Here is a 19,853-nt window from a genome sequence, read left to right as displayed (position 1 = left end):
CCCGCTATCTTACGCGCGCGGCGGTGGAAAAGCCGCGCTTTCAGGTAAACGGTGACGGAACCCGTCAGTGCCCGACGTTCTGGCGCAGCCAACTGTCGCGAGCGGTGGGAGCGCCCCCCAGGAACTCGGCGCGCACGCGGTCGCGGTCCTGTGGCGGGGTGCGCTGGGCGACCAGGGTCAGCTGGGTGAGCTGGGAAGGCGTGAGCTGGCGCAGTACCGCCAGGGCGGTGGCGCGCTGCTCGCCCGGCAGGTAACCGAACAGACCCTGCAGCTTGGTGAACTCATGGCCGAGCTGCGGACCAAGCAGCCAGCCATCGCGGAAGCGCTGGTCCTGCTCGGCGAAGCGCTGGCGCAGCGCCTGCTGCTGGGCGGGGGGCAGCGCCGCCACGCGCGTCGCCGCGGCACGTACGCGGGCACGTTCGCTCTCGCTCATGGCCTGCCAGGCCGCATAGCGGCTGCGCAGCTCGCGCAGCTGCGCCGGGTCCAGCGCGGCGGGCGTGGCCGGGATTGCCGGTGCAGTGGCACTGGACGGCGCCGGTACGGCCAACGGAACCTCGACCCGGTCCGGAGCGGCGGCAACCACACTCGACAGTCCCAGGGCGATCAGCAGGAAGGCAGGCTTACTCATCGGCGGCGGCCATCTCCAGCACGGCGGTAACAGGTTCGGGGCGGCTAGGCTGCCCCTGTGATTCATCGACCGGCACCGGACCGCCGGCCGCGAACCAGGCATACAGATCGGCATCGCGGGCGGTCGGAAGATCCGGGTCGGCCAGCATCGCCGCGTCGCTGGCGGCGTAGGGCGAGGTGCTCGGGGCCACCGACGGCAGATCGTCCGCCGGCAGCGCTTCGACCTTCACCGGGCCGGCGTCGGCGACCGCGCCTTCCGGGGTGTCCATCTGGGGCTCGCCGGCCTGACGCGCGTGTTTCCACCAGACCGCCCCTCCCAGCAGCACGCCGACGGTCACGGCTACGATCAGCACGCCTTTCCACGGGAAACGACGGCCGCGCTGGCGCTTGACCGCCCGGCGCTGGGTGGGGGCATCGGACTTGACCGGGGTGCGCCAGGAGGCGGCATCGGGTTGGCTGGCCGGGGCCGCCACGGGCTGCTGCAGGCGCTGCAGACGGCTCGCGGGCAGGTCCCGGATGCGCAGCTGGACCTGCTCGGCCAGGGCGCGCCAGCCGGCGGCATCGGGATTGCCGTGGGCATCGCGCGGGCAGGCGTCGGCCAGGGCGTGCTGGTAGTCGGCCATCGGCAGATCCAGGATCTTTGCGGCGGCGGCCTCATCCAGCCCACCACCGATCCGCAGCAGGAACGCCAGCCGCGCCGGCGGGGCCAGCCCGGCCAGATGCTCCATCGGCGCGGGCCAGCGACCGGCGTCCGGCTCGTGCAGCGGCGCGCGGTGCACCAGCAGCGACCAGAACCGCTGCGGCCATTGGGCCATGGGCAGGTCACTGGCGATCCCGGCAAAGGCGCGCATCACCGCGACCAGGGCCTGCTCGGCCACGGTCGGGTCGCCGCACTGCAACTCGGCCACGACCAGGGCCCGGCGTTCAACGCCACGAAGAAACGCCGACAGCGCGCCGGCTGCGGTAGAGGAAACAGGGGCGGGCGCAGCCGTCATAGCAACTCCATCATTGTGTGGAAATGATAGCGATTGCGTCACTGTTGCGGAGCGCGGATGTTCATTTCCCCTGAGTGGCCACGGTCCGCAAAGCCTTCCGGGGCAAAAGGTTGTGCACAGCACCACGAAAAACCGGGGTGGAACCAAGCGTGAGCCCCGCGTCAAGTCTGTTTCAACTTTGTTTCACAGCTATCTTGTTGTTTTTTCTATCTATTATTTCTTGGCTATTTTTTCACCAACCTGAGAAGAACGTCGGAAGTTCCTGACGCGAGGCGGTCACATATGGAGTGGCACACAGACTTATCCACAGAAGATGTGGATAAGCCCGAATCTCCAATCAAGACGGATATTTAGGTGGGATTTATGATTCGGCGCGTACCGCTTTGAGACGGTGAATGAGCGTGATCCGGGTCCACCCACCCCGCTACACTGGCTCGATGACCTCCTCGTCTTCGACCCTGCGCGTCGCCCTGCCGGTGCCGCTGCCGCAACTGTTCGACTACGCCCCGCCGCCCGGGCCGGCCCCGGATCCGGAGATGACCGGGCAACGGGTCCGGGTGCCGTTCGGCTCCCGCGAACTGGTCGGGGTGGTGGCCGGGATCGGCCAGGTGGAGGACCCGGGCACCCTGCGCGCCGCGATCGAGTGGATCGACACCACCCCACTGGTGACCGGTGAGCTGTGGCGCTCGCTGCAGTGGCTGGCGCGCTACACCCATGCGGCGCTGGGTGAAGTGATCAGTACCGCCCTGCCCGGCCCGCTGCGGCGCGGTGAGGCGATACCGGATACCCATCAATGGGGCTGGCGGGTGACGGACGCTGGACGCAACCCGCAGCCCAAGCTGCGCAGCGGCACCCGCCCGCAACGCCTGGCCGAGTACCTTGCCGCGGGCGTGCTGGACGAAGACCGCCTGGACACGTTGATGGATGACTGGCGCAGCGCCGCGCGCGCGCTGGCCAAGCGCGGGCTGGTCGAACGGATCGCCTTGGCCCATTCGCCGGCCGTGGCCTCGCCCGCGGCCGGCCCCGCGCCCAATGCCGAACAGGCCGAGGCGATCGCCGCGATCACCGCCGCCAACGGCTTTGCCGCCTACCTGCTCGATGGCGTGACCGGCAGCGGCAAGACCGAGGTCTACCTGCAGGCGATCGTGGCCTGCCTGGCGCGTGGCAAGCAGGCGCTGGTGCTGGTGCCGGAGATCGGCCTGACCCCGCAGACGCTGTCGCGCTTCCGCAACCGCCTCGGCATTCCGGTGCACGTGCTGCACTCGGGCTTGAACGACAACGAGCGCGCCCGCGTGTGGGCGGCCGCCGCCCGCGGCGAAGCGCAGGTCATTGTCGGCACGCGTTCGGCGGTGTTCACGCCGCTGCCGAATGCGGGCCTGATCGTGATCGACGAAGAGCACGACGGCAGCTACAAGCAACAGGATGGCATCCGCTACCACGCACGCGATTTCGCGCTGGTGCGTGCCAAGGCACTGGATGTGGCGGTGGTGCTCGGCAGTGCCACGCCCTCGCTGGAATCCCTGCACAACGCGCGAGCCGGACGCTATGCCCACCTGCGCCTGAAGCAGCGCGCGGGCGCGGCGCGCCCCCCGGTGGTGCGCGTGCTCGACGTGCGCAAACGGCCGCTGCGCGATGGGCTCTCGCCGGAGGTACTGGCAGGCATCACCCAGCACCTGCAGGCCGGCCACCAGGTGCTGGTATTCAAGAACCGCCGCGGCTATGCGCCGGTGCTGCTCTGCCATGACTGTGGCTGGACCGCGCCGTGCCAGCGCTGCGATGCGCCGATGACCGTGCATGCCGGCGGCCGTCGACTGCAGTGCCATCACTGCGGCGCACGCCAGTCCGCGCCGCTGGCATGCCCGGATTGCGGCAGCCTCGCGCTGCAGCCTCAGGGCATCGGGACGGAACGGCTGGAAGAACATCTGGTCGAGGCCTTTCCGGACTTCCCGGTGATCCGCATCGACCGCGGCACCACCGGCAAACGCGATGCGCTGGAAACCCAGTTGGCCTCGCTCGGCGATCGCGCGGGCATCCTGGTCGGCACGCAGATCCTGGCCAAGGGACACGACCTGCCGAAGTTGACCCTGGTGGTGGTGGTCGGCATCGACGAAGGCCTGTTCTCGGCCGACTTCCGGGCCAGTGAAAAACTCGCGCAGCAGCTGATCCAGGTCGCCGGCCGCGCCGGGCGTGCGGTGGATGCCGGCGAGGTCTGGTTGCAGACCCACCACCCCGGCCATCCGCTGCTGGAAACCCTGGTCAACGGCGGCTACCACGCCTTTGCCGAGGCCGAACTGCAACAGCGCGAGGCGGCCGGTTTCCCGCCATTCGCACACCTGGCCCTGCTGCGCGCCGAAGCGCAGCAGGTGGAGCATGCCAACGCGATGCTGAGCGCGGTGCGCGCGTTGATTCCCGACGATGCGGCAGTGGAGCGGTACGGTCCGATGCCGGCGCCGATGCCGCGCCGCGCGGGCTACCAGCGCACCCAGTTGTTACTTTCCTCACCGGCACGGCGCCCGCTGCATGGCGTGCTGGACCAGGTGACGCCGCAGATTTCCGGACTGCCGCAGGCGCGCAGGGTGCGCTGGTCGCTGGATGTGGATCCGATGGATCTCTACTAGGCGCGCGGGTGTGCCGACCGTGGGTCGGCACGGATTCTCAGGTCAATGCGGTCATGACCCCGCGCTGATACGCCGGGCGCTGCTTCAGGCGCTCGTACCAAGCGGCCAGGTGCGGCAGCTCTGGGCGCTGGATCGGCATCTCGAACCAGGCATAGATGAAGGCACCCAGCGGAATATCGCCCATCGCGAACTGCTCACCGGACAGATATGGCTGCCGCGACAGGGCTTCATCGGCCATCGCCAGCAGCTCGCCGGAGCGTACGAGCGCGGCAGCAATGCGCGCCTCGTCCCGATCCGCTGGCGCGGTCCGCAGCGTGCCCCAGAACAGATCGCGGAACACGCCGGCGAAGGTCGAGGTGGTCCAGTCCATCCACTTCTCCGACTGCGCGCGCGCCACCACGTCTTCCGGATACAGCGTGCCCAGCGCGTAACGCGCCGAGAGATAGCGCACGATCGTGTTGGATTCCCACAACGGCAGGCCCTGATCCTCGATCACCGGCACCAGCCCGTTGGGATTCATCGCGCGGTATTCCGGCGACTGTGTGCCACCGAAGGCGCCGCCGACCTCGATCGACTCGTACGGCGCACCGATCTCCTCGGCACACCACAGCACTTTGCGCACGTTGCTGGAATTGCGACGGCCCCAGATTTTCAGCATGATCGGATTCCCGTATCTTTCGATGCGCGGCGACGGGGACGCGCGGTGCCGCTACGATACGCCCAACGGCGGGTCGACCGTCATGTCAGGGATGAAAAACAATGATCCTCTACGCGCTCGAAATCGTGTTGCTCGTTGCCGGCATCGGCACCCTGGCGGTCGGCTATCGCCGCCACCATCGCAATCTGCTGCTCAGCGCCGCGCTGTTGCTGCTGGCCAGCGGCATGCTGCCTGACGCCGTGCGAGGCTTCTCCGATGGCTTCAACGGCAGCACGGCCCGCCCGCTCACCGCACTGCTGCGTTGACGCCAGCGCTTACTTCGCCGCCTTGGCCGCACTCTTCTTGGGCAGTGCGCGCACATAGGTCGATTTGCCGTCCTTCTTCATCTCGAACAGGCCGGTCGCGGCCAGCAGATCGCTGAGTTTGCTGTACCCGTAATTGCGCGAATCGAACGAGGCCTGGTTGCCGATCTGGCTGCCGACCGGGCCGAGATGCGACCAGCCATCCTCGGCTTCGGCCGAGGTCACCGCGCGGCGCAGCATCTGCACCAGCCGGGTGTCGTTGCGCAGCTCCGGCCCGCTCTTGCGCGGGCGCGTCTCCTCGTTGTCCTGCTCTACCTCCTGATCGGCCGCATGCGGCTGGCCCAGCGCTTCGATGTAGGTGAACTTCGAGCACGCGTTCACGAACGGCTCGGGCGTTTTCTTCTCGCCGAAGCCGTATACCTTCACTCCGTCAGTCAGCAAACGCATCACCAGCGGGGTGAAATCCGCATCGCTGGAGACGATCGCAAAGCCGTCGAGATTGCGCGCGTACAGCATGTCCATCGCATCGATCACCATCGCCATGTCCGACGCATTCTTGCCACGGCTGTAGGCGAACTGCTGGATCGGGCGGATCGCGTATTCGTGCAGCACCGATTCCCACCCTTTCAGCCGCGGGCTCTTCCAGTTGCCATAGGCACGGCGGACATTGGCCACGCCGTAGCGGGCGACTTCAGCCAGCACCGCGTCGATCTTGGAAGCGGGTGCGTTGTCGGCATCGATCAGCAGGGCGATGCGCTTTTCCGGTTCGGACATCTCGGTCTCCAGGGCGGGATCGGATCGGCCATCGGACAAGCGCGATGGCCCCTGAACCCAGTATCGGCCATCGACGTGAACATCGCGCTTCACGTGCGACCATGGGCTGCATCACGAGACGACCTGCGCCGCCCCCCTCCGGCGCCCGCCAAGGAGTGAAGCATGACCCGCGATCCCACGCCCCACCTGCTCATCATCGGTGGTGGTTTTGCCGGCCTCTGGGCCACCCGTGCCCTCGCCTCGGCGCACGTGCGCATCACCCTGGTGGACCGTCGCAACCACCATCTGTTCCAGCCGCTGCTCTACCAGGTGGCCACCGCCGGCCTCTCGGCACCGGATATCGCCGCCCCGCTGCGCCACATCCTCGGCCATCAGCGCAACGTTGAAGTGCGGCTGGGCGAAGTAACCCACATCGACAAAGCGGCACGCAGTGCCACCCTGGCCGATGGCACGCAGATCGCCTACGACACGCTGATGCTGTGCACCGGCGCCACCCACGCCTACTTCGGCCACGACGAATGGGCCGCCGATGCGCCGGGCCTGAAAACGCTGGACGATGCCATCGCCCTGCGCCGCAAGCTGCTGCTCGCCTTCGAACGCGCCGAGGCTGAACCCGATCCCGCGCGCAAGGCCGCCTGGCTCAGTTTCGCCGTGGTCGGCGGCGGCCCCACCGGGGTGGAACTGGCCGGCACCCTGGCCGAGATCGCGCGGCACACCCTGCGCAATGAGTTCCGCCATATCGATCCCGCCTCGGCCAAGGTCCGCCTGGTCGAGGCCGGTCCGCGCGTGCTGTCCACCTTCCCCGAGGTGCTCTCGCTCAAGGCGCGCCGCCAGTTGGAAAAACTGGGTGTGGAGGTGCTCACCGGTACGCCGGTGAGCGACATCAACGCCGAGGGCTTCCAGCTGGGCGAGCGCTTCGTCGAAGCACGCACCGTGGTCTGGGCCGCCGGCGTCGCCGCCTCACCGCTGGCGCGCACGCTGGACGTGCCACTGGATCGCGCCGGCCGCGTGCAGGTGCAGCCCGATCTCACTCTGGACGGTCACCCGGAGATCTTCGTGGCCGGTGACCTGGCCGCGTTGACCCAGGCCGATGGCAAGCCGGTACCCGGCGTCGCCCCGGCAGCCAAGCAGATGGGCAAGCACGTGGCGACCACGATCCAAGCGCGCCTGGCCGGCAAGCCTGCGCCGGGCCCGTTCAAGTACCAGGACTTCGGCAACCTGGCGACCATCGGCCGCATGGCCGCGATCGTCCACCTCGGTCGCCTGCAGCTCTCCGGCGTGCTGGCGTGGTGGTTCTGGCTGGCCGCGCACGTGTTCTTCCTGATCGGCTTCCGCAACCGCGTGGTGGTGCTGCTGAACTGGGCAGTGGCGTACTGGAGCTACCAGCGCAGCGCGCGGATCATCTTCGGCGATGCGCAGGACGATCGCCGGCCGAAGCGACCGCCGACGCCCTGAACGTTCGAGCCGCAACGGTGGCAGCCAGCCGTGATGCTTGGCTGCCATCGCTCAGGACGGCTCGCTGTACCGCAGCGCTCGTCCGGCAAGTGGCCTGGCTCAGTGCGTCTCGAACAGGCCCATCTCTTCCAGGCCGAGCTGCATCCTGTTGCCCTCCCTGCGGTCTGGTCGATGGTGGCCCAGACCCCGGCATCGGGTCATGCCGCGTTGCGGCAGCTCAACCCTGCGACAGACATCCCCAACCATCAACCTGGCCGCTGTAGGACACCGCCTCGCTGGCCAGCAGCCCTTCGAAGCCCGAGATGTTCTGGTGGGTTGGCAGCATCAGCGGATGCACCACCACCTGCCACGGGTATTCGTCGTTGCCCTCGTACGCGGCCAAGGACACCTTCTGGTCGTTCTTGAGCAGGTGCACGGCAAAGGCGATCGCTACATCCTGGGTCGGGAAGATCAGGGCGAAATCCACCTCGCGCGGAATCGACAGGTCGTCGCCATCCTGCAGCATGTTCCAGAGCACATCGCCATTCTCATCTTCCGGGTACAACGACAGATCGCGGGACATGGCACTCCAGGGCTTGGGCAAGCGGATCAACGAACGAGGGTCGATGGTATGCCGCCAACGAAGGCCCGAACAACCAGCACGCAGGGCTACATGGGATCGGCCAGCGCCAGCCACGCCAGCTTGCGCTCGCGCGGTTGCCGCTTGAGCTGCCATTCGGCCTTCGACGCCGCGGCCCGGTCCGGGTAGGCGCGCATCGCGAGCACCTTCACCGGCGGGTTGGCGCGCGTGTATTTGGCCCCTTTGCCGGCCAGATGCGCCTGGAAACGTGCCTCCACATCGTTGCTGATGCCGGCGTAATAGCTGCCGTTGCGGCATTCAAGCAGGTACAGGTACCAGAGGGCGGGTTCAGCGGACATACCGGGATTATCCCCCGGCGCGGGCCCGGCGGCTGCTAGAATCCGCCCCGGATGCAGGAGAGAGGCGCCGCGCTGGCGCCCGCCGAAGGCGCAGGCTCCCATAATCGCTCAGGCCGGTGGCTCGATACGCCACCAACCATGCATCCGACACGCCGATCTGGAGAGAGGTCTTCAATGACCCGCCGAAGGGGCACGTGGCCTTGGCCACCGAACTCTCAGGCAAAAGGACAGCGGGAGCGGCAACGGGATCCCACCCCACGACAGTGCAGCGGCGCTGGCGTGATGCGTGTGCGTTTCCGTCCCGCCTGACGTGTTGCCCGGAGCCACCCCCATGCTGCTCTCCCTGATCTACCTCATCGCCATCTCGGCCGAAGCCATGACCGGCGCGCTGTCGGCCGGCCGCCGCCGCATGGACCTGTTCGGCGTGGTCATCATCGCCTGCGTCACCGCGCTCGGCGGTGGCTCGCTGCGTGACATCGTGCTCGGCCATTACCCGCTGGGCTGGGTGAAGCACCCGGAGTACCTGGGCTTCACCATCTGCGCGGCGCTGATCGCGACCTGGGTGGCGCGCTGGATGCACCACTTCCGGCGTACCTTCCTGGTGCTCGATGGCCTGGGCCTGATCGCGTTCACCCTGATCGGCTGTGCGGTCGCGCGCGAGGGCGGGCATACCGTACCGATCATCCTGATCGCGGGCATGCTGACCGGTGCATTCGGCGGCGTGCTGCGCGATGTGCTGTGCAACGAGGTGCCGCTGATCTTCCAGAAGGAACTGTATGCGGTGATCACCCTGCTCACCGGTGCGGCCTACCTGACCCTGCTGGAACTCGGTGTGTCGCTCAACGCGGCGACGCTGTGGTGCCTGGGCGGCGGCTTCCTGTTCCGCCTGCTGGCAATCCACTTCAAATGGGAAATGCCGAAGTTCGTGTACCGCGACGAGGTGCATTGACGCACCTGCGGGCATGACCAAGGTCACGGGAGCTTGAGCGGCCTGGCCCTGTATCATGGCGCTCCCGTTCCACTCGAACGGCATCCAGCCACGCGGCGGTGTTGCACCCGCTGCCCCGCCAGACACCCCCTCCCCCGTTGACCTGCCGCACTCGGCCGGTCCCCATGGACGCACTGCTCCGGTGGAGGGTGCGCAGGATGCGTATGTCCGCTTCAACGCCCCCGTCGTCTCGCCGTCGTGTCGTCAATCCGTTGTTGATCGCTGCCGCTGTCGGCTTGGCCGCCATCGCTGCATGGAAACTGCTCTCGCCGGCGCCTGCCGCCGGCCCTGCCGGTGGTCCGCAGCCGACCCCGGTGCGCGTGGCTACTGCGACGCAGGAAGACCTGGTGGTGCGCCTGAAGGCGCTCGGGACGGTGACCCCGCTGCATACGGTGAGCATCCGCAGCCGCGTGGATGGCGAACTGCTGCGCCTGGCGTTCTCCGAAGGCCAGCACGTCAAGGCCGGCGAGCTGCTGGCCGAGATCGATCCGCGCCCGTTCCAGGTACAGCTCTCGCGTGCGCTGGGCACCCAGCAGCAGAACCTGGCCGAGCTGGACAACGCCGAGAGCCAGCTCAAGCGCTTCACCGAACTGCAGCGCAAGCATTTCGTCTCCGCGCAGGACCTGAGCGATCAGCAGAGCAAGGTGCGCCAGCTGCAGGGCCGTCGCCAGACCGACCAGGCCGCCGTGGATGAAGCGCGCCTGCAGCTGCAGTACACCCGCATCACCGCGCCGGTAGCCGGGCGCATGGGCCTGCGCAATGTGGATGTCGGCAACCTGGTGCGCAGTGGCGATACCGAGCCGCTGGCCACCATCACCCAGACCACGCCGATCAGCGTGCTGTTCACCGTGCCAGAGCCGGACCTGCCGGCGGTGGTCGCCGCCGCCCGCGCCAATCCGCAGCTCACCGTGGAAGCCTGGGACCGCGAGGAGCGCACCGCGCTCGGCGACGGCGTGCTCTCCAGCCTGGACAACCGCATCGATACGGCCACCGGCACGCTCAAGCTGCGCGCGCAGTTCGCCAACGCCGATGAGTCGTTGTTCCCCAACCAGTTCGTCAACGTGCGCCTGCAGGTCAGCAGCAGCGATTCGGTGGTGATCCCCAATGCCGCCGTGCAGTTCGGCAGCAAGGGCAGCTACGTTTACGTGATCGCGGCCGATGCCACCTCGCATCTGCGCAACGTGGTGCTCGGCCCGGCCGATGGCGAACGGGTTTCGGTGCGCGAAGGGCTCAAGCCCGGTGAGCGCGTGGTGGTGGAAGGCATCGACGGGCTGCGCGAAGGCGCCAAGGTCGAGGTGGTGGAGCAGGACCCGCCGCGGACCGGCGCATGAACCTCTCGCGCCCCTTCATCGAGCGCCCGGTCGCGACCACGCTGCTGATGGTGGCGCTGCTGCTGTCCGGCGTGATGGCCTACCGCCTGCTGCCGGTCGCGGCACTGCCGCAGGTCGATTACCCGATCATCCAGATCACCACGCTGTATCCCGGTGCCAGCCCGGATGTCACCACCAGCGCCGTCACCGCGCCGCTGGAACGCCAGCTCGGGCAGATTCCCGGCCTGAAGCAGATGTCCTCGACCAGTTCGGGCGGCGCTTCGGTGATCACGCTGCAGTTCTCGCTGGAGGTCGCACTCGGCGTGGCCGAGCAGGAAGTGCAGGCCGCGATCAACGCCGCCGACAGCTTCCTGCCCGATGACCTGCCGGTGCCGCCGGTGTACCGCAAGGTCAACCCGGCCGATACCCCGATCCTGACCCTGGCGGTCACCTCGCAGGGGCTGTCGCTGCCGCAGGTGCACGATCTGGTCGATACGCGCATGGCGCAGCGCCTCTCGCAGCTGCCCGGCGTCGGCCTGGTCAGCCTGGCTGGCGGGCAGCGCCCGGCGGTGCGCATCCAGGTCAATCCGTCCGCGCTGGCCGCCAACGGCCTGAGCATGGCCAGCATCCGCGCCGCGATCGGCACCGCCAACGTCAACATGCCCAAGGGCAGCTTCGATGGTCCGACCCGCGCGATCATGCTCGATGCCAACGACCAGATGCGTTCGGTGGCCGAGTACCGTGCGCTGATCCTGGCCTGGAAGGATGGCGCACCGCTGCGCCTGGGCGATGTGGCCACCATCGAAGATGGCGCCGAGAACCGTCAGCTGGCCGCGTGGTCGGGTACCACCCCGGCCGTGCTGATCAACATCCAGCGCCAGCCCGGCGCGAACGTGATCGCCGTGGTCGACCAGGTGCGTGCGCTGCTGCCGCAGCTGCAGGCCTCGCTGCCGGCGGGCGTGGACGTGGCCATCCTCAGCGACCGCACCGAATCCATCCGCGCCTCGATCCGCGGCGTCCAGCACGAGCTGCTGATCGCGATCGCACTGGTGGTGATGGTCACCTTCGTGTTCCTGCGCAACATCCCGGCCACGATCATTCCCAGCATCGCGGTCCCACTCTCGCTGGTGGGCACTTTTGGGGTGATGCTGCTGGCCGGCTTCTCGCTCAACAACCTCACCTTGATGGCGCTGACCATCGCCACCGGCTTCGTGGTGGACGATGCGATCGTCATGCTGGAGAACATCGCGCGTCACCTGGAGCGCGGCGCGACGCCGATGCAGGCGGCGTTGAAAGGCGCCCGACAGATCGGCTTCACCCTGATCTCGCTGACCCTGTCGCTGATCGCGGTGCTGATCCCGCTGCTGTTCATGGCCGACGTGGTCGGCAAGCTGTTCCACGAGTTCGCGATCACGCTGGCGGTGGCGATCGGCATTTCGCTGCTGGTCTCGCTGACGCTGACGCCGATGATGTGCGCGCGCCTGCTCAAGGCCGGCCACGCGACCCGTCGCGATGCCGATGGGCAGGAATCGTCGCAGCAGGGCGACCCGTTCGACCGTGTCGTGGCGCTCTACGATCGCCAGCTGCACTGGGTGCTGCAGCGCCAGCCGCTGATGCTGGCCGCCACCGCCGCCACGCTGGTGCTGACGGCGCTGCTGTACGTGTGGGTGCCCAAGGGCTTCTTCCCGGTGCAGGATGCCGGGCTGATCCAAGGCATCAGCGAGGCGCCGCAGTCGATCTCCTTCCAGGCGATGGCGCAGCGCCAGCAGGCGCTGTCCGCGGCGCTGCTGGAGGATGAGGACGTGGCCAGCCTGTCTTCGTTCATCGGCGTGGACGGCAACAACGCCACGCTCAACAGCGGCCGCCTGCTGATCGAGCTGAAGCCGCATGCACAGCGCGCTGCCGATGCACAGGCGATCATCGCGCGGCTGCAGCAGCGCGTGGTGCACGTACCGGGCATCAAGCTGTACCTGCAGCCGGTGCAGGAACTGGGCATCGAAGACCGGATCAGCCGGACCCAGTACCAGTTCACCCTGACCAGCCCGGACCTCGCGCAGCTGGAAACATGGACGCCGCGCCTGCTCGCGCATCTGCAGCAATCGCCGGCGCTGGCCGACGTCGCCAGTGATCTGCAGAACCAGGGCCTGCAGGCGCATGTGGTGATTGACCGGGTCGCCGCCGCGCGGCTGGGGATCAGCGTGGAGACCATCGCCGACGCGCTGTACGACGCCTTCGGGCAGCGCCAGATCTCGACCATCTTCACCCAGGCCAACCAGTACCGCGTGGTGCTGGAGGCGCGCCCGGACGTGGCCTTCGGCCCGGATGCGATCGCACGCCTGCACGTCACCGGGCCGGACGGGCGGCAGGTGCCGCTGGGCGGCATCGCGCGGATCGAACAGCGCCCGGCGCAGCTGCTGATCAACCATGTCGGCCAGTTCCCCGCGGTGACGTTCTCGTTCAATCTCGCCCCGGATGCGTCACTGGGCGAAGCGGTGGAGGCGATCGAAGGCGCACGTGCCGCGATCGGGCTGCCGGCCGGCGTCGAACTGCGCCTGCAGGGCGCCGCCGATGCATTCCGCGCGTCGCTGTCGAGCACGTGGTGGCTGGTGCTGGCGGCGGTGGTGGTGATGTACCTGGTGCTGGGCGTGCTCTATGAGAGCTTCATCCACCCGATCACCATCCTCTCCACCCTGCCCTCGGCCACGGTAGGTGCGCTGCTGGCGCTGCTGGTCAGCGGGCGCAGCCTGGACCTGATCGCGGTGATCGGCATCGTGCTGCTGATCGGGCTGGTCAAGAAGAACGCGATCATGATGATCGACTTCGCGCTGGAGGCCGAGCGCGAGCATGGCATGGCGCCGCGCCAGGCGATCCACCAGGCCGCCCTGCTGCGCTTCCGCCCGATCCTGATGACCACGCTGGCCGCGCTGTTCGGCGCGGTCCCGCTGATGTTCGCCAGTGGCTCGGGCGCGGAGCTGCGCCAGCCGCTGGGCCTGGTGATGGTGGGCGGGCTGATCGTCAGCCAGGTGCTGACCCTGTTCACCACGCCGGTGATCTACCTGTTCTTCGACCGCTTCCGCCAGCGCCCCGCGCTGGCCGCCGACGCGCCTGACGAGGCGCTGGCGTGAGTCCGCTGTCGCGGGCGATCGGCTGGTTCGTCCGGCATCCGGTCGCGACCGTGCTGCTCGCGGTCGCGGTGGTGCTGGCCGGCCTGCTCGGGCTGCGCCTGCTGCCGGTCGCGCCGTTGCCGCAGGTCGATTACCCGGCGATCAACGTCAGTGCCAGCCTGCCCGGTGCGAGCCCGGAATCAATGGCGGCCAACGTGGCCACGCCGCTGGAGCGTGCCCTGGGCACGATCCCGGGGCTGACCGGGATCGACTCGGCCAGCACCCAGGGCTCGACCCAGGTCGAACTGAAGTTCGCGCTCGGCCGCGATGTGGACGATGCCGCGCGCGACGTGCAGGCCGCGATCAATGCCGCGCGCGCGCAGCTGCCCAGCGGCATGCCGGGCATGCCGCAGTACCGCAAGGTGAATCCCTCGCAGGCACCGATCATGGCGCTGGCGCTGAGTTCGGACAGCCTCTCGCCGGGGCAGATCTACGACGTGGCCTCCACCGTGATCGCGCAGAAGCTGGCGCAGGTTCCCGGCGTCGGCGAGGTGCAGGTGGGCGGCAGTTCGCTGCCGGCGGTGCGCGTCTCGCTGGATCCCAATGCGCTCAACCATCACCGCATCGCGCTGGACGACATCGCCGCGGCGATCCGCAATGCCAACGCACTCAAGCCACTGGGCACCGTCGCCAGCCAGGCGCAGCAGTGGCAGCTGGAAGCGACGCTGCAGCTGCGTACCGCGGCCGAGTACCGCCGCCTGATCGTGGCGATGCGCGATGGCCGCCCGGTGTACCTGGAGGACGTGGCCGGGATCAGCGAAGGGGTTGAAGACCGCTACGCCAGCGGCTTCCACAACGAGCGCCCGGCGGTGCTGCTGATCGTCAGCCGCCAGCCGGATGCCAACATCATCGAGACCGTCGACGCCATCCAGGCACAGATGGACACGCTGCAGGCGCTGCTGCCGGCCAACATCGACATGCAGGTGGTGATGGACCGTTCGCCGGTGATCCGCGCCACCCTGCGCGAGGCCGAACTGACCCTGCTGCTGGCGATCGCCCTGGTGGTGCTGGTGGTGCTGGCCTTCCTCGGCCATTGGCGCGCGGCGCTGGTGCCGACCGTCGCCATCCCGGTCTCGCTGCTGGGCGCGTTGGCGATCATCGCCCTGCTCGGGTTCTCGCTCAATACGCTCTCGCTGATGGCACTGATCGTGGCGGCAGTGCTGGTGGTCGACGATGCCATCGTGGTGCTGGAGAACGTCGCCCGCCACCGCGAGCAAGGCGCCTCACCGATGACCGCCGCGCTGCGGGGCGCAGGGGAAGTCGGTGCCACGCTGCTTTCGATGAACATCGCGTTGGCCGTGGTGTTCATCTCGATCCTGTTCCTGGATGACTTCGTCGAAAAACTGTTCCGCGAGTTCTCGCTGACCCTGGTGGCGGCGATGGGCGTCTCGCTGCTGGTCTCGCTGAGCCTGACCCCGATGCTGTGCGCACGCCTGCTCGGGCAGGCACGGCCGGGCCCCGGCAATGGCCTGCAGCGCGCCGGGACCGCCCTGTTCGAACGCCTGCGCGCGGCCTACGTGGGCAGCCTGCAGACCATGCTGCGCTGGCTCGCGCTGCCGCTGCTGCTGTTCGCCGGCGTGATCGCGCTGAACGTGTGGCTGTTCCAGCAGGTGCCCAAGGGCATCGTGCCCAAGCAGGACACCGCGCAGCTGCGTGGCTTCGCGCGCGGCGACGATGGCCTCTCGTTCCAGGTCATGCAGCCCAAGATCGAGGCCTACCGCAAGCTGCTGCTGGCCGACCCGGCGATCAGCGACATCATCGGGTACATCGGCGGTCGCAGCGGGGTCAACAACGCCTTCATCATGATCAAGATGAAGCCGCTGGCCGAGCGCAGGGTCTCCAGCCAGCAGGTGATCGACCGCCTGCGCGCCAACATGCCGAAGATTCCCGGCGGCGGCATGTTCCTGTGGGTGGACCAGGACATCAAGCTGGAGGGCAGTGGCGACAGCGGCCAGTACGAGTTCCAGCTGCTCTCCGGCGAACTGGAGCCGCTGCGGCAATGGACGCCCAAGGTGGCCGATGCACTGCGCGCCCTGCCCGAGCTGGTCGATGTGGAATCCAAGGGCGATGAAGGCATGCGCCAGGTGGTGCTGGACATCGACCGCGATGCCGCCGCCCGCCTGGGCGTGGACATGCGCATGATCGCTTCCGTGCTCAACAATGCCTTCAGCCAGCGCCAGGTCGCCACGCTGTACGACACGCTCAACCAGTACCGCGTGGTGATGGAGCTGGACCCGCGCTACACCCAGGATCCTTCCACGCTGGAGCAGATCCATGTGATCGGCAAGGACGGCCAGCGCCTGCCGCTGTCGTCGATCGCGCGGTGGGAGTACGGCATGGCGCCGGACCGGATCTATCACAGCCAGCAGTTCGCCTCGGTCTGGATCGAGTTCGCGCTGGCGCCCGGCGTCACCCTGGACCAAGCGGTGAAAGCGGTGGACCAGGCCATGGCCAGGATCATGCTGCCCACCCATGTGCAGGCCCGGCTCAGTGGCGAGGCCGGTGGCTTCGAAAAGCTGCGCGAGCGCCAGCTGTGGCTGATCCTCGGCGCGATGCTGGCGGTGTATCTGGTGCTGGGCGTGCTGTACGAGAGCTTCTTGCAGCCGCTGGCGATCCTTTCCACGCTGCCTTCGGCGGGCGTGGGCGCATTGCTGGCGCTGATGGCCTTCGGCAACGAGTTGAACCTGATCTCGCTGCTCGGCCTGTTTCTGTTGGTGGGCGTGGTGATGAAGAACACCATCCTGATCATCGACTTCGCGCTGTCAGCCGAACGCGAGCGCGGGTTGTCGTCATACGACGCGATCTGCGAGGCGGCACGACTGCGGTTCCGCCCGATCCTGATGACCAGCGTGGCCGCACTGCTGGGCACATTGCCGCTGATGCTGGCCACCGGTGAAGGCTGGGAGATGCGCCAGCCGCTGGGCATCGCCATCGTCGGCGGCCTGCTGGTCAGCCAGTGGCTGACCCTGTACACCACGCCGGCGATCTATCTGGCGTTGGCGAAGCTTAGGCGCGCCGCGTGATCACCGGGCACGCACCACAGCTCCGGTAGAGCCACCGCAGGGGCGGCTCTACCCGGATCAATGCGCGCTTACGCCGCCTTGCTGATCCGCACCGCGCGCCGTGCGCGCACCGCTTCGGCCAGGCTCTCCAGCACCGCCAGTGAGCTGTCCCAGCCGATGCAGCCATCGGTGATGCTCTGGCCGTAGGTCAGCGGCTGGCCGTCCACCAGGTCCTGCCGGCCAGCCACCAGATGACTCTCGACCATGACGCCGACGATGCGCTCTTCGCCGTTGGCCAGCTGCGCGTTGATGTCCGCGATGACCTTGGGCTGGTTCTCCGGATTCTTGCTGCTGTTGGCGTGGCTGGCGTCGATCATGATGCGTGCGGCCAGGTGCGACCTGGCCAGCGTCTGGCTGGTCGCTTCAACGTGGTCGGCATCGTAGTTCGGCGTCTTGCCGCCGCGCAGGATCACGTGGCAATCCGGGTTGCCGGCGGTGGCGACGATGGCGGTGCCGCCTTCCTTGGTCACCGACAGGAAGTGATGCGGGTTGGACGCCGCACCGATCGCGTCGGCAGCGATCTTGATGTTGCCGTCGGTGCCGTTCTTGAACCCGACCGGGCAGGACAGCCCCGACGCCAGCTCGCGATGCACCTGGCTTTCGGTGGTGCGTGCGCCGATCGCACCCCAGGCGACCAGGTCGGCGATGTACTGCGGCGAGATCACATCGAGGAATTCAACGCCCGCCGGCAGGCCCAGCTTGTTGATGTCGCGCAGCAGGCCGCGCGCCACGCGCAGGCCCTTGTTGATGTTGAAGCTGCCATCCAGGTCCGGATCGTTGATCAGGCCCTTCCAGCCCACCGTGGTGCGCGGCTTTTCGAAGTACACGCGCATGACGATTTCCAGCTCATCGGCGTAGGCGTCGCGCAGTGGCTTGAGGCGCTGGGCGTACTCGATGGCGGCGACCGGGTCATGGATGGAGCACGGGCCGATCACCACGGCGAGGCGGTCGTCACGGCCATGCAGGATCTCGTGCAGGGCCGCGCGCGAAGCGCTGACCGTATCGGAGGCTTCGTCGTCGCAGGGCAGCATCGCCAGCAACTGGGCGGGCGGGGTCAGTGGCTCGATCTTGCGGATACGCAGGTCGTCGGTGTGCGGGGGCATGGGGGAAAACTCCTTGGAGGTAGGGGTCCCCAGCGCGGCGGCAACAAAAAAGCCGCCAGGTGCGCTGGCGGCTTTCGGGAATGCGTCTGAAACTTTCTTCAGGGTGAGCGCATGCCTTCCTCCGCCGGTGGCTTCGGAAAGTAATACCAAAAGTAGCAATTGGCGGGGCGTGCGTTCATTGGGGAGTATTGATAACACAGGGGTTTGGAGGTGCCAACTGTTTCATTCGCAACTGCGGCGTCGGTTCAGCCCCATTCGATCCAGCCGCCCGGTCATGTCCGCGGCAGCGCCGCCAGCTCGGCCAGGTGCTGCTGCAGGGTGCCCGCTGTGCCCACCGCGTGCGTGGTGGTGAAGTACGCGTGCCAGCCGGTGGCGCCGATCGCGGCGAGCAACGCGTCGGCATCGAGCCGCTCGGCGCACTGCCACACCGCGTAGAACTGTTCGGCTGTCGTATGTGGCACGTCCTGCTCGATGCGGCCCATCGCCAACGGCGTGATCCGGGCCGGATCCACGTGCTGCATGCCGGCGCCGATGCGGGCGAAGAACGCCCCGCGCGACACCGGGTCCAGCGCGGTCCAGGCGGGAGTAGCGGTATAGAGCTCGATCAACATGTGCGACATGGCGTTCCCCGGGGTCAAAGCGAGCGCAGTGCGCGCTTGCGGATGTAGGTGTTGGCTGGATCGTCGGCATGGCGCTGCTGCCACGCATTGCACAGCGCGCGGACCCAGTCAGGCTGGCTTTTGCCCGCATCGTTCAACCAGTTGCCGACCGAGTCCTGCACATAGCGCGAGGCATCGCAGCACAGTGCCTGCAGCAGCGGCAGGGCGTGCTGCGGTTCCTGCTTGAACAACGCGATGTGCGCGGCCCATACGCCACGCGGGCGCAGCGCTTCGCAGGCGAAGCGGCGCACGTTCGGCGAGGCGTCGCTGGTCCAGCCGTGCAGGTGCGTGAGCACGCGCAGCGGCTCGGCGACGACGTGCGGTCGCACCGCCAGCCACGCCCATTCGCGCACGCCGAAATGCGCGTCATCGGCCAGCAGGCGCAGCGCATCCAGCTTGTGCTCCAGCGACAGGGCCGGGTCACTGCCGATCAGATAGCACGCCCAGCCACGCACGGTATCGCTGGCGTGCCGCGACCACGTGGCGTGGTCACCATGACCATGCACGCGCAGCAGGGTTGCGGCACCCTGCATGCGCAGCGTGATCCCGCGCTTGGCCGCATTGCGCATCGGCGTGATCGCGGAAGCAGGCAAGCCGGGCGCTACATTCGCCATCAGCTTGGCGAAGTCCACTGCCAGCACTTCGGCCAGATGCGTGGCTTCGGCTTCACCGCGATCCAGCTGCCCGCGCCGCTCGCGGGTGACGGGCTGCTTCATGCGGCGCGACCTGCGTCGGTCCGTGACCACACGCGTTGCAGCAACGTGCCGAGCGTGCGCCGTTCCCTGGGGTTGATATCGGCGAACAGCGAGGCGATCCACTCGGTCTGCTGGTCGAACAGGCGCGCGGCGAGTACCTGACCTGCTTCGGTCAAGCGCACGTGGATCCGGCGTTTGTCATCCGGGTCACTGTGGCGGCTCACCAGATGCTCGCGCTCCAGCCCATCCAGCAGGCCGGTGATGGTGGCGCGGGTGACCCCGGCGCGCTCGGCCAACTGATGTGGCGAGAGCGCCGTCTCCGCGCCACGCAGCAGGAACAGCAGCACGAAACGCCCTTCGCTCAGGCCCTGCGGGGCCAGCCGGCTGGCGCAGTCCTGGTCGATCGCGCTGGCCAGCGACAGCACCTGGAAGCACAGCGCCAATTCGCCCGAATCGGGCTGGCCACGGCGCTCCAGCTCGGTCAGGAAGGCATGGTGTTTGGTTTCCAGCACGTGCGCAGACCCA

Annotated in this window: 17 protein-coding genes and 2 riboswitches; of the genes, 7 read left to right on the top strand and 10 right to left on the bottom strand. The window is 68.0% G+C overall.

Annotated elements, in window-relative coordinates; translation table 11 throughout:
• Positions 1 to 64 precede the first annotated feature (64 nt).
• Positions 65 to 628 carry a DUF3106 domain-containing protein gene (locus AC07WC_RS11220; protein WP_495210058.1) on the bottom strand — a complete coding sequence of 188 codons (564 nt, stop codon included), beginning with the start codon at positions 626 to 628 and terminating at the stop codon, positions 65 to 67.
• Entirely contained in the window at positions 621 to 1,622 is a 1,002-nt protein-coding gene (locus tag AC07WC_RS11215; RefSeq protein WP_495210057.1) for a hypothetical protein, read from the bottom strand. The genes AC07WC_RS11220 and AC07WC_RS11215 overlap by 8 nt, the downstream gene beginning before the upstream one ends.
• A gap of 437 nt (positions 1,623 to 2,059) precedes the next feature.
• Between AC07WC_RS11215 and AC07WC_RS11210 the strand changes: the two genes are divergently transcribed.
• Positions 2,060 to 4,240, top strand: a complete 2,181-nt coding sequence (locus AC07WC_RS11210) for a primosomal protein N' (RefSeq protein ID WP_495210148.1) — start codon at positions 2,060 to 2,062, stop codon at positions 4,238 to 4,240.
• A 37-nt stretch (positions 4,241 to 4,277) separates the two neighbouring features.
• On the opposite strand, the gene AC07WC_RS11205 is transcribed toward AC07WC_RS11210, so the two are convergent.
• The gene (locus AC07WC_RS11205; RefSeq protein ID WP_495210056.1) at positions 4,278 to 4,898 is read right to left on the bottom strand and encodes a glutathione S-transferase family protein; all 621 of its coding nucleotides are present in this window, start codon (positions 4,896 to 4,898) and stop codon (positions 4,278 to 4,280) included.
• Positions 4,899 to 4,999: 101 nt separating this feature from the next.
• On the opposite strand from AC07WC_RS11205, the gene AC07WC_RS11200 reads away from it, so the two are divergent.
• Complete coding sequence (locus tag AC07WC_RS11200; RefSeq protein WP_495210055.1) at positions 5,000 to 5,203, top strand: hypothetical protein; 204 nt, start codon at positions 5,000 to 5,002, stop codon at positions 5,201 to 5,203.
• A gap of 9 nt (positions 5,204 to 5,212) precedes the next feature.
• Here the strand turns inward: AC07WC_RS11200 and AC07WC_RS11195 are convergent, their stop codons facing one another.
• Positions 5,213 to 5,974, bottom strand: coding sequence for an NYN domain-containing protein (locus AC07WC_RS11195; RefSeq protein ID WP_019183568.1), 762 nt, complete (start codon positions 5,972 to 5,974; stop codon positions 5,213 to 5,215).
• A 162-nt stretch (positions 5,975 to 6,136) separates the two neighbouring features.
• Between AC07WC_RS11195 and AC07WC_RS11190 the strand changes: the two genes are divergently transcribed.
• Entirely contained in the window at positions 6,137 to 7,429 is a 1,293-nt protein-coding gene (locus tag AC07WC_RS11190; protein ID WP_495210054.1) for an NAD(P)/FAD-dependent oxidoreductase, read from the top strand.
• Between the two features lie 217 nt (positions 7,430 to 7,646).
• Here the strand turns inward: AC07WC_RS11190 and AC07WC_RS11185 are convergent, their stop codons facing one another.
• Both AC07WC_RS11185 and AC07WC_RS11180 read right to left on the bottom strand, forming a co-directional pair.
• Positions 7,647 to 7,991, bottom strand: coding sequence for a ribonuclease E inhibitor RraB (locus tag AC07WC_RS11185; protein WP_495210053.1), 345 nt, complete (start codon positions 7,989 to 7,991; stop codon positions 7,647 to 7,649).
• An 86-nt stretch (positions 7,992 to 8,077) separates the two neighbouring features.
• Complete coding sequence (locus tag AC07WC_RS11180; protein WP_495210052.1) at positions 8,078 to 8,347, bottom strand: GIY-YIG nuclease family protein; 270 nt, start codon at positions 8,345 to 8,347, stop codon at positions 8,078 to 8,080.
• Between the two features lie 44 nt (positions 8,348 to 8,391).
• Positions 8,392 to 8,474: riboswitch (glycine riboswitch) on the top strand.
• Positions 8,475 to 8,494: 20 nt separating this feature from the next.
• A riboswitch (glycine riboswitch) is annotated at positions 8,495 to 8,586 on the top strand.
• A gap of 92 nt (positions 8,587 to 8,678) precedes the next feature.
• Between AC07WC_RS11180 and AC07WC_RS11175 the strand changes: the two genes are divergently transcribed.
• From AC07WC_RS11175 to AC07WC_RS11160, 4 genes are all read left to right on the top strand, one after another.
• Positions 8,679 to 9,296 carry a trimeric intracellular cation channel family protein gene (locus AC07WC_RS11175; protein ID WP_019183564.1) on the top strand — a complete coding sequence of 206 codons (618 nt, stop codon included), beginning with the start codon at positions 8,679 to 8,681 and terminating at the stop codon, positions 9,294 to 9,296.
• A gap of 203 nt (positions 9,297 to 9,499) precedes the next feature.
• Entirely contained in the window at positions 9,500 to 10,666 is a 1,167-nt protein-coding gene (locus AC07WC_RS11170) for an MdtA/MuxA family multidrug efflux RND transporter periplasmic adaptor subunit (protein WP_495210051.1), read from the top strand.
• Positions 10,663 to 13,770 carry an MdtB/MuxB family multidrug efflux RND transporter permease subunit gene (locus AC07WC_RS11165; protein ID WP_495210050.1) on the top strand — a complete coding sequence of 1,036 codons (3,108 nt, stop codon included), beginning with the start codon at positions 10,663 to 10,665 and terminating at the stop codon, positions 13,768 to 13,770. Before AC07WC_RS11170 ends, AC07WC_RS11165 begins: the two co-directional genes overlap by 4 nt.
• The gene (locus AC07WC_RS11160) at positions 13,767 to 16,832 is read left to right on the top strand and encodes an efflux RND transporter permease subunit (protein WP_495210049.1); all 3,066 of its coding nucleotides are present in this window, start codon (positions 13,767 to 13,769) and stop codon (positions 16,830 to 16,832) included. Before AC07WC_RS11165 ends, AC07WC_RS11160 begins: the two co-directional genes overlap by 4 nt.
• A gap of 68 nt (positions 16,833 to 16,900) precedes the next feature.
• On the opposite strand, the gene aroG is transcribed toward AC07WC_RS11160, so the two are convergent.
• From aroG to AC07WC_RS11140, 4 genes are all read right to left on the bottom strand, one after another.
• Positions 16,901 to 17,974: a 3-deoxy-7-phosphoheptulonate synthase AroG gene (aroG, locus tag AC07WC_RS11155; RefSeq protein ID WP_448130897.1), complete on the bottom strand. Its 1,074-nt coding sequence runs from the start codon at positions 17,972 to 17,974 to the stop codon at positions 16,901 to 16,903.
• Between the two features lie 272 nt (positions 17,975 to 18,246).
• Positions 18,247 to 18,594: a DUF6616 family protein gene (locus AC07WC_RS11150; protein ID WP_495210048.1), complete on the bottom strand. Its 348-nt coding sequence runs from the start codon at positions 18,592 to 18,594 to the stop codon at positions 18,247 to 18,249.
• Between the two features lie 14 nt (positions 18,595 to 18,608).
• Positions 18,609 to 19,349 carry a DNA alkylation repair protein gene (locus AC07WC_RS11145; RefSeq protein ID WP_495210047.1) on the bottom strand — a complete coding sequence of 247 codons (741 nt, stop codon included), beginning with the start codon at positions 19,347 to 19,349 and terminating at the stop codon, positions 18,609 to 18,611.
• Positions 19,346 to 19,840 (bottom strand): MarR family winged helix-turn-helix transcriptional regulator, encoded by a 495-nt coding sequence (locus AC07WC_RS11140; RefSeq protein WP_495210046.1) that lies wholly within the window; start codon positions 19,838 to 19,840, stop codon positions 19,346 to 19,348. The genes AC07WC_RS11145 and AC07WC_RS11140 overlap by 4 nt, the downstream gene beginning before the upstream one ends.
• Positions 19,841 to 19,853: the final 13 nt, after the last annotated feature.

It is taken from the genome of Stenotrophomonas sp. GW821-FHT01H02A, assembly GCF_059422145.1.
The sequence above is the reverse complement of the archived record's forward strand: the minus strand, read 5'-3'. Positions and strand labels throughout refer to the sequence as shown.

What these genes read in the sequence shown, in the direction of transcription:
- AC07WC_RS11185 (WP_495210053.1), bottom strand. Translation starts at nt 7,991, where the DNA reads ATGTCCCGCGATCTGTCGTTGTACCCGGAAGATGAGAATGGCGATGTG.
- AC07WC_RS11205 (WP_495210056.1), bottom strand. Translation starts at nt 4,898, where the DNA reads ATGCTGAAAATCTGGGGCCGTCGCAATTCCAGCAACGTGCGCAAAGTG.
- AC07WC_RS11150 (WP_495210048.1), bottom strand. Translation starts at nt 18,594, where the DNA reads ATGTCGCACATGTTGATCGAGCTCTATACCGCTACTCCCGCCTGGACC.
- AC07WC_RS11180 (WP_495210052.1), bottom strand. Translation starts at nt 8,347, where the DNA reads ATGTCCGCTGAACCCGCCCTCTGGTACCTGTACCTGCTTGAATGCCGC.
- AC07WC_RS11200 (WP_495210055.1), top strand. Translation starts at nt 5,000, where the DNA reads ATGATCCTCTACGCGCTCGAAATCGTGTTGCTCGTTGCCGGCATCGGC.
- AC07WC_RS11215 (WP_495210057.1), bottom strand. Translation starts at nt 1,622, where the DNA reads ATGACGGCTGCGCCCGCCCCTGTTTCCTCTACCGCAGCCGGCGCGCTG.
- AC07WC_RS11190 (WP_495210054.1), top strand. Translation starts at nt 6,137, where the DNA reads ATGACCCGCGATCCCACGCCCCACCTGCTCATCATCGGTGGTGGTTTT.
- AC07WC_RS11220 (WP_495210058.1), bottom strand. Translation starts at nt 628, where the DNA reads ATGAGTAAGCCTGCCTTCCTGCTGATCGCCCTGGGACTGTCGAGTGTG.
- AC07WC_RS11165 (WP_495210050.1), top strand. Translation starts at nt 10,663, where the DNA reads ATGAACCTCTCGCGCCCCTTCATCGAGCGCCCGGTCGCGACCACGCTG.
- AC07WC_RS11175 (WP_019183564.1), top strand. Translation starts at nt 8,679, where the DNA reads ATGCTGCTCTCCCTGATCTACCTCATCGCCATCTCGGCCGAAGCCATG.
- AC07WC_RS11210 (WP_495210148.1), top strand. Translation starts at nt 2,060, where the DNA reads ATGACCTCCTCGTCTTCGACCCTGCGCGTCGCCCTGCCGGTGCCGCTG.
- AC07WC_RS11170 (WP_495210051.1), top strand. Translation starts at nt 9,500, where the DNA reads ATGTCCGCTTCAACGCCCCCGTCGTCTCGCCGTCGTGTCGTCAATCCG.
- AC07WC_RS11145 (WP_495210047.1), bottom strand. Translation starts at nt 19,349, where the DNA reads ATGAAGCAGCCCGTCACCCGCGAGCGGCGCGGGCAGCTGGATCGCGGT.
- aroG (WP_448130897.1), bottom strand. Translation starts at nt 17,974, where the DNA reads ATGCCCCCGCACACCGACGACCTGCGTATCCGCAAGATCGAGCCACTG.
- AC07WC_RS11195 (WP_019183568.1), bottom strand. Translation starts at nt 5,974, where the DNA reads ATGTCCGAACCGGAAAAGCGCATCGCCCTGCTGATCGATGCCGACAAC.